Here is a 7,277-nt window from a genome sequence, read left to right on the forward strand (position 1 = left end):
TAGCCGCCTCATCCTCACAATCCCTTAACGGGATCAGGCGCGGGGATGCGCCCGGTCATATATTTCGAGCAATCGGGCCGAATCGACGCCGGTATAGACCTGTGTCGTCGAAAGGCTGGCGTGTCCGAGCAATTCCTGGATGGTGCGCAGGTCGCCGCCGCCTGCGAGCAGATGGGTGGCGAAGGAATGGCGCAGCGCATGCGGCGTGGCGCTGTCCGGCAGGCCGAGCGCGCCGCGCATCTTCTGCATCTCGCGCTGAATGATGGCCGGTTGCAGCGGCCCGCCGCGGGCGCCGCGAAAGAGCGGTTTGTCTTCGCCAAGCGGGAAGGGGCAGAGCTTGATGTAGTCCTCGACGCCTGACAGGGCCGGCGCGATGAGGGGCACGATGCGCGTCTTGTCGCCCTTGCCGGTAATGCGCAGCGAGGTAGGACTTCCGGTGAAATCGGACGGCGTCAGCGACAGGGCCTCGGAGATACGCAGGCCGCAGCCATAGAGAAGCGTGAGCACGGCGGCATTGCGCGCGCGGATCCACGGTTCCTCGGCCAGCTGTTCATGCGCGTCGACGACGGCGATGGCCTGGCGGTCGGAAAGCGGTTTCGGCAGGGATTTCGGCTGTTTGGGCGAGCGCACGGCCGTAGCACCTGCGGCATTGGCAAGGCCCTTGCGCTCGAGATGGCGCAGGAAGGAGCGCAGGCCGGCAAGGCCACGACCGAGCGTGCGGGCGCCGGCGCCATCGCGTCGGCGGGCGGCAAGAAAGCCGCGCAGGTCCGCCGGGCGCAGATTGCCGATATCCTTCAGGCGGGCGGGGGCTGCAAGGTGCTGCGTCAGGAAGGCGAGGAATTGGCGGGTGTCGCGCTCGTAGGCATCGAGCGTATGGCCGGCGAGACGGCGCTCGTCGGCCAGCGATGCAAGCCAGGCCTGCCGCTCGGCCAGGAGCGCGGGATCGGCGATGATGAGAAGTTCGGTCATGTCCTGCCTTCGCGATTTGCAGCAGGATCGACGATTTGCGTTAGGGTTTTGCTAACGTTCGACAAAAGGCTGGGCAAAGCGGTCAGCCTTCCTCTAGAGTCCGTCTGGTTCATCTCAACCAGGCGGACTCTAGATTTCTTTATTTTCGTTTGTCCTTTCGGGAAAACCGGTTCCCACTTTTCCCTGACAAACTCTAGACACGGTGGGCTGTATAGAGAACGCCTTCGTCACGAGGCCGGGTAAGATCATGCTGCTGCGTTCCATGTCCGCCGAAAACTATCGTTCGCTGCGCTCGATCCGCATGGATCTCGGGCGGGTGAACCTGTTCGTCGGCGAGAACGGGGCTGGAAAATCGAACCTCTACCGGTCGCTGCAACTGGTGCAGGCCGCCGTGCGCGGGACGTTTGCACAGGAGATCGCGGCGGAGGGCGGCATGGCCTCGGCGCTCTGGACCGGCAGACGGCGGGCGAACGAACCGGTGCGCATCCGTCTCGAAACCGAGCTTCTGGACGAGGAGCGGGCGATTACCTTCCGCTACCGCGTCGAGGCGGGGCTGCGGCCGCCGAAGGCCGCTGCCGGCTTTGCCTTCGAACCGCAGGTCAAGGCCGAGGAACTGACCATCGAGACCGGCCGCCGGCCCGTGACGGTGATGAAGCGCGCCGGCCCCGGTATCCTGGTACGCAACGAGACCGGGCGCATGGTCGAGCATCCCGAGCAGGCGATGACCTCGGAGACGGCCATGGCCCTGCTGGGCGATGCCGGGCATTATCCGGAAATCAGCACCTTCCGCCGCGCCGTCTCGCAATGGCGCTTCTTCCATGGCTTCCGTTCGGATCGCGATTCGGCGCTGCGCCAGCCCTGCCTTGCCGTCACCGCCCCGTTGCTCGATGAGAATGGAGCGAACATGGCGGCAGTCTTCGCCACGCTGACCTGGACGCGGGAGGACACCATCGATCTCGACCGCGCCGTGGCGGATGCTTTTGGCGGGGCGCGGCTCACCGTACCGAACCCGGAAGAGTTTGCCTCCTATGGCCTCGTTTTCCCGCAGTTCCCGCAGCGGGTCTTCCAGCCGCGCGAGCTGTCCGACGGGCAGATCCGTTTTCTGGCGCTCGCCGCAGCGCTCCTCTCCTACCGCACGCCGCCGCTGATCGCGCTCAACGAGCCGGAGGCGAGCCTCCATCCCGACATGCTGCCGCCGCTCGCCGAAATGATCGCGCGCGCCGCGCAGTCGAGTCAGCTGTGGATCGTCACCCATTCCGAGCGGCTGGCGCAGGAGGTGGAGACGCGTTGCGGTGTCAGGGCGAAACGCGTAGTGCGTCATGACGGCGCGACCTGGATCGACGGCATGCGGCTGACCGGCGCGATGGATGACGATGACGAATAACGGAGCCGCCATCTTTGCGGTTTTCTTCCCGCGGTCGTGGGGGCATGGTCGCGGTCCATGAGCAGCGATTCGACCAATCTTTTCGGCGACAGGCTTTTTGCGCGCACGGTGCCCGTCATGGTGCCGGTGCCGACGCCCGTGCCCTATTCTTATACGGTGCCGGAAGACATGGCCGTGCAGCCCGGTTCCATCGTGCAAGTGCCGCTGGGGCCGCGTCTTGTGCCGGGCGTCGTGTGGGATGGCGGCGATGACGGCAAGGTCGATCCGAAGAAGCTCAGACCGATCGAGAAGGTGTTCGACTGCCCGCCGCTTTCCAAGGAGATGCGCGATTTCCTCGACTGGGTTTCCGCCTATACGGTGACGCCGCCCGGCCTCGTCGCCCGCATGGCGCTGCGCGCGCCGACCGCTTTCGATCCCGAGCCGATGATCGAGGGGCTGCGCTTCACCGGCCACCGGCCGGAGCGGTTGACCAGCGCCCGTGAGCGCGTGCTGGAGATGGTCGAGGATGGCATTGCCTGGACGAAGTCGGGCCTTGCCCATGCTGCAGGCACATCGAGCAGCGTCATCGACGGGCTGATGAAGCAGGGCACGTTCGAAACCGTCTTCCTGCCGCCGCCGCCGGTGGTCGCGGCTCCCGATCCCGACTATGTCGCGCCCCGGCTCGAAGGGCCGCAGACCGACAGCGCGGCGGAACTGGTCGAGAGCGTGCAGAAGGGCATCTTCTCCGTCTCCCTGATCGACGGAATCACCGGTTCGGGCAAGACGGAGGTCTATTTCGAGGCGATCGCCGAGACGCTCCGGCGTGGCAAACAGGTGCTCATCCTGCTGCCGGAAATCGCGCTGACGGCGAGTTTCCTCGAGCGGTTCCAAGATCGCTTCGGCGCCAAGCCCGCCGAATGGCATTCCGATCTCGCGCCGCGCACCCGCGAGCGCGTGTGGCGGCAAGTGACGATGGGCGACGTGCGGGTGGTGGCGGGCGCGCGTTCGGCGCTTTTTCTGCCCTTCGAAAACCTCGGGCTTATCATCGTCGATGAAGAGCATGATCCGGCTTACAAACAGGAAGACCGCGTCTTCTACAATGCGCGCGACATGGCTGTGGTGCGCGCCCGCATCGGCGATTTCCCCGCTGTGCTGGTCTCGGCGACGCCGTCGGTCGAGAGCCGGGTCAACAGCGATGTCGGGCGCTATCGCAAGCTGCACCTGCCGACGCGCTACGGGGACGCGGCGCTGCCGGACCTGCATCTTGTCGATATGCGCCGCCATCCGCCGGCGCGCGGCGGATTCCTGTCGCCGATCCTGCTGCGCGGCATCCAGCGCACCATCGAGAAGGAAGAACAGGCGCTGCTCTTCCTCAACCGGCGCGGCTATGCGCCGCTGACGCTCTGCCGGGTCTGCGGCCATCGTTTTCAGTGCCCGCAATGTTCGAGTTGGCTGGTCGAGCACCGCTTTCGCGGGCAGATCCAGTGCCACCATTGCGGCTATGCCGAGCGCACGCCCGAAGCCTGCCCGGAATGCGGCACCTTCGATCATCTCGCCGCCTGCGGGCCGGGGGTGGAGCGCATCGCTGAGGAGGTGGAAAAACATTTTCCGGAGGCGCGCACCATCGTCCTCTCCTCCGATCTGATGGGCGTGAAGCGCCTCCGGCTGGAGCTGGAGGCGATTGCGCGCGGCGAGGCGGATATCGTCATCGGCACGCAGCTCGTCGCCAAAGGGCACAATTTCCCGCTGATGTCGCTGGTCGGCGTCGTCGATGCGGATCTCGGTCTGTCGAATGGCGATCCGCGTGCGGCAGAGCGCACCTTCCAGCTCTTGTCGCAGGTGACAGGCCGCGCGGGGCGCTCGGGCCTGAAGAGCCATGGCTTGATCCAGACTTATCAGCCGGCGCATCCGGTTATGCAGGCCATCGTCTCCGGTGATGCGCAGGCTTTTTACGATCGTGAGATCGGCGAGCGCGAAAAGGCGCTGCTGCCGCCGTTCGGCCGGCTCGCCTCGGTCATCGTCTCGGCCGACACCCGCAACGAGGCCGAAGCGCATGCGCGCGGTTTGCGGCAGGCGGCGCCGCAGGTCACCGGCATTTCCATTCTCGGGCCGGCGGAAGCACCGCTTGCGCTCGTGCGCGGCCGCCATCGGTTCCGCCTTTTGGTGCACGGCCGCAGAAACAGCGACATGCAGACGTTCCTTCGCACCATGCTGGCCAACGGGCCGAAGGAGCGCGCGTCGCTGCAGGTGCAGCTCGATATCGATCCGCAAAGTTTCCTGTGACGGGGCTTCCTGTGAGGGGCGTGGTTAACAAAGACTTGTGCGAACTCATGCCGTCCGCTTCTGCCCGTCCTGCGGCTGTGCGATAGAAGGCGGCGGGCCGTACTGGAGACAAGCCGAGATGGAATTCTACATCCCCACCGAAACCGGCGAGCTTCTCGCCTTTTGTGCGGCCATCGCCACAGGGCTCTTTGGCCTCTTCGGTTTTTTCGCTCCGGGGACTGTGCTGAAGCTAGCAGGATTGCAGCCGAAGGAAACCAGCCGGGAAGGGCTCGCCTTCGTGCGGTCGGCCGGCGGCTTCTATGCGGGGCTTGCCATCGTGGCGCTGCTGATGGCGCAGAGCTGGATCTATATGGCGATCGGCGGCGGTTTCGCCCTTGCCGCCTTCGGCCGTATTCTTTCGCTGATGTCGGACGGTTCGTTCAGCGCGAAGAATCTTCTGGTGCTTTGCGTCCAGGCCGTGCTTGCGGCGCTGCCGCTCGGCTATGCTTTCGGCTTCCTCTGAGAGAAAAACGCCATTTTCCGCTTCGCCTGCGCCAAAGCATAGTCCGCGCAGTCAACTTTTGCTCCGACTGTGGCCGACTTATGGCGCATTCCTGCGTCGGGCGTGTTGCGAGTCCCGGTTTCGTATGCTAGACGAACCGCGAATTCAGAAAAAACGGGCAAAAAAGCCTGTGGGAGCTGAAGAATACCGCAACGATTTCAGAAGCTTAGGACTGTGGCCCCGCTGCTGCCCCGCTTCTTGAATGAAAAAAGAGAAGCTTGTGCCCGTGGCAGACACATCCCAGCTCGTTTCCGGTGTTGCAGAAAGATACGCGTCTTCGCTTTTCGACCTCGCGCAGGAAGCTGGCTCCGCTGCCGCTGTCGGCGCCGATCTCGACCGTTTCCAGGCCCTGATCGATGAGAGCGAAGACCTGAAGCGGCTGATCGCCAGCCCCGTCTTCTCCGCCGAAGATCAGACCAAGGCCATTGCCGCCGTTGCCGCCAGGGTCGGTATCACGGGCCTCGTGGCAAACTTCCTCAAGGTGGTTGCGTCAAATCGCCGCCTGTTTGCCGTTCCCGGCATGATCAAGGCCTATCGCGTCATCGCGGCCCGTGCCCGCGGCGAAATCACGGCCGATGTGACCTCGGCCCATGCGCTGACCGCAGCGCAGGAAACTGAATTGAAGGCGGCGCTGAAAGGCGTCACCGGCAAAGACGTGGCGATCGCCGTCACCGTCGACCCGTCCATTCTCGGTGGTCTGATCGTCAAGGTGGGATCGCGCCAGATCGACACGTCCCTTCGCACCAAACTCTCTACTCTTAAGCTTGCACTGAAAGAGGTCGGCTGATGGATATCCGCGCCGCGGAAATTTCCGCAATTCTCAAAGATCAGATCAAAAACTTCGGCAAAGAGGCGGAAGTCTCTGAAGTCGGTCAGGTGCTGTCCGTCGGTGACGGTATCGCCCGCGTTTACGGCCTCGACAATGTCCAGGCCGGCGAAATGGTCGAATTCCCCGGTGGCATCCGTGGCATGGCCCTGAACCTGGAAAGCGACAACGTCGGTGTCGTTATCTTCGGTTCCGACCGTGACATCAAGGAAGGCGACACCGTCAAGCGTACCGGCGCCATCGTGGATGTTCCGGTCGGTCCGGAACTGCTCGGCCGCGTCGTCGACGCGCTCGGCAACCCGATCGACGGCAAGGGCCCGATCAATGCCAAGCAGCGCTCGCGCGTTGACGTCAAGGCTCCGGGCATCATTCCGCGTAAGTCGGTACATGAGCCGATGTCGACTGGCCTCAAGGCCATTGACGCCCTCATCCCGGTCGGCCGCGGCCAGCGCGAGCTGGTCATCGGCGACCGTCAGACCGGCAAGACCGCCATCATTCTGGACACGATCCTGAACCAGAAGGCCATCCACGACAACGGCCCGGACGCTGAGAAGCTGTACTGCGTCTACGTCGCTATCGGCCAGAAGCGTTCGACGGTTGCTCAGTTCGTGAAGGTTCTCGAAGAGCGCGGCGCTCTCCAGTACTCGATCATCGTTGCCGCAACGGCGTCCGACCCGGCGCCGATGCAGTACCTCGCACCGTTCGCCGGTTGCGCGATGGGCGAATACTTCCGTGACAACGGCAAGCACGCTCTCATCGGTTACGACGACCTTTCCAAGCAGGCCGTTTCCTACCGTCAGATGTCGCTGCTGCTGCGCCGCCCGCCGGGCCGCGAAGCTTATCCGGGCGACGTTTTCTACCTGCACTCGCGTCTCCTCGAGCGCGCTGCAAAGCTCAACGACGACATGGGCGCTGGCTCGCTGACGGCTCTGCCGGTCATCGAAACCCAGGGTAACGACGTTTCGGCGTTTATCCCGACCAACGTGATCTCGATCACCGACGGCCAGATCTTCCTTGAAACGGACCTGTTCTACCAGGGTATCCGCCCGGCCGTTAACGTCGGTCTGTCGGTTTCCCGCGTGGGCTCGGCCGCTCAGATCAAGGCGATGAAGCAGGTCGCCGGCTCGATCAAGGGTGAACTCGCCCAGTACCGCGAAATGGCAGCCTTCGCCCAGTTTGGCTCGGACCTCGACGCCGCAACGCAGCGCCTCTTGAACCGCGGTGCACGCCTGACCGAACTTCTGAAGCAGCCGCAGTTCTCGCCGCTGAAGACGGAAGAGCAGGTCGCGGTCATC

At 64.2% G+C, this 7,277-nt stretch carries 6 protein-coding genes; 5 read left to right on the forward strand and 1 reads right to left on the reverse strand.

The annotated features are described in order from the left end of the window. Positions 1–33 precede the first annotated feature (33 nt). Positions 34–969: a tyrosine recombinase XerC gene (locus tag ACOZKU_RS05585; RefSeq protein ID WP_421578015.1), complete on the reverse strand. Its 936-nt coding sequence runs from the start codon at positions 967–969 to the stop codon at positions 34–36. Positions 970–1,216: 247 nt separating this feature from the next. Here ACOZKU_RS05585 and ACOZKU_RS05590 point away from each other — a divergent pair, with 247 nt between their 5' ends. From ACOZKU_RS05590 to atpA, 5 genes are all read left to right on the forward strand, one after another. Then, positions 1,217–2,353: an AAA family ATPase gene (locus ACOZKU_RS05590; RefSeq protein WP_421578016.1), complete on the forward strand. Its 1,137-nt coding sequence runs from the start codon at positions 1,217–1,219 to the stop codon at positions 2,351–2,353. A 57-nt stretch (positions 2,354–2,410) separates the two neighbouring features. Then, the gene (locus ACOZKU_RS05595; protein WP_421578017.1) at positions 2,411–4,615 is read left to right on the forward strand and encodes a primosomal protein N'; all 2,205 of its coding nucleotides are present in this window, start codon (positions 2,411–2,413) and stop codon (positions 4,613–4,615) included. A gap of 118 nt (positions 4,616–4,733) precedes the next feature. Then, complete coding sequence (locus ACOZKU_RS05600) at positions 4,734–5,117, forward strand: DUF4345 domain-containing protein (RefSeq protein ID WP_421578018.1); 384 nt, start codon at positions 4,734–4,736, stop codon at positions 5,115–5,117. Positions 5,118–5,376: 259 nt separating this feature from the next. Beyond that, positions 5,377–5,943, forward strand: a complete 567-nt coding sequence (locus tag ACOZKU_RS05605; RefSeq protein ID WP_421578019.1) for a F0F1 ATP synthase subunit delta — start codon at positions 5,377–5,379, stop codon at positions 5,941–5,943. Further along, a partial coding sequence (gene atpA / locus ACOZKU_RS05610; RefSeq protein WP_421578020.1) for a F0F1 ATP synthase subunit alpha occupies positions 5,943–7,277 on the forward strand: 1,335 nt, incomplete at its 3' end. The genes ACOZKU_RS05605 and atpA, both read left to right, overlap by 1 nt.

It is taken from the genome of Shinella sp. M31 (genome assembly GCF_049199205.1).
GTDB lineage: Bacteria > Pseudomonadota > Alphaproteobacteria > Rhizobiales > Rhizobiaceae > Shinella.

Coding starts and splice junctions, on each gene's coding strand:
- ACOZKU_RS05585 (WP_421578015.1), bottom strand. CDS start 969: ATGACCGAACTTCTCATCATCGCCGATCCCGCGCTCCTGGCCGAGCGG.
- ACOZKU_RS05590 (WP_421578016.1), top strand. CDS start 1,217: ATGCTGCTGCGTTCCATGTCCGCCGAAAACTATCGTTCGCTGCGCTCG.
- ACOZKU_RS05595 (WP_421578017.1), top strand. CDS start 2,411: ATGAGCAGCGATTCGACCAATCTTTTCGGCGACAGGCTTTTTGCGCGC.
- ACOZKU_RS05600 (WP_421578018.1), top strand. CDS start 4,734: ATGGAATTCTACATCCCCACCGAAACCGGCGAGCTTCTCGCCTTTTGT.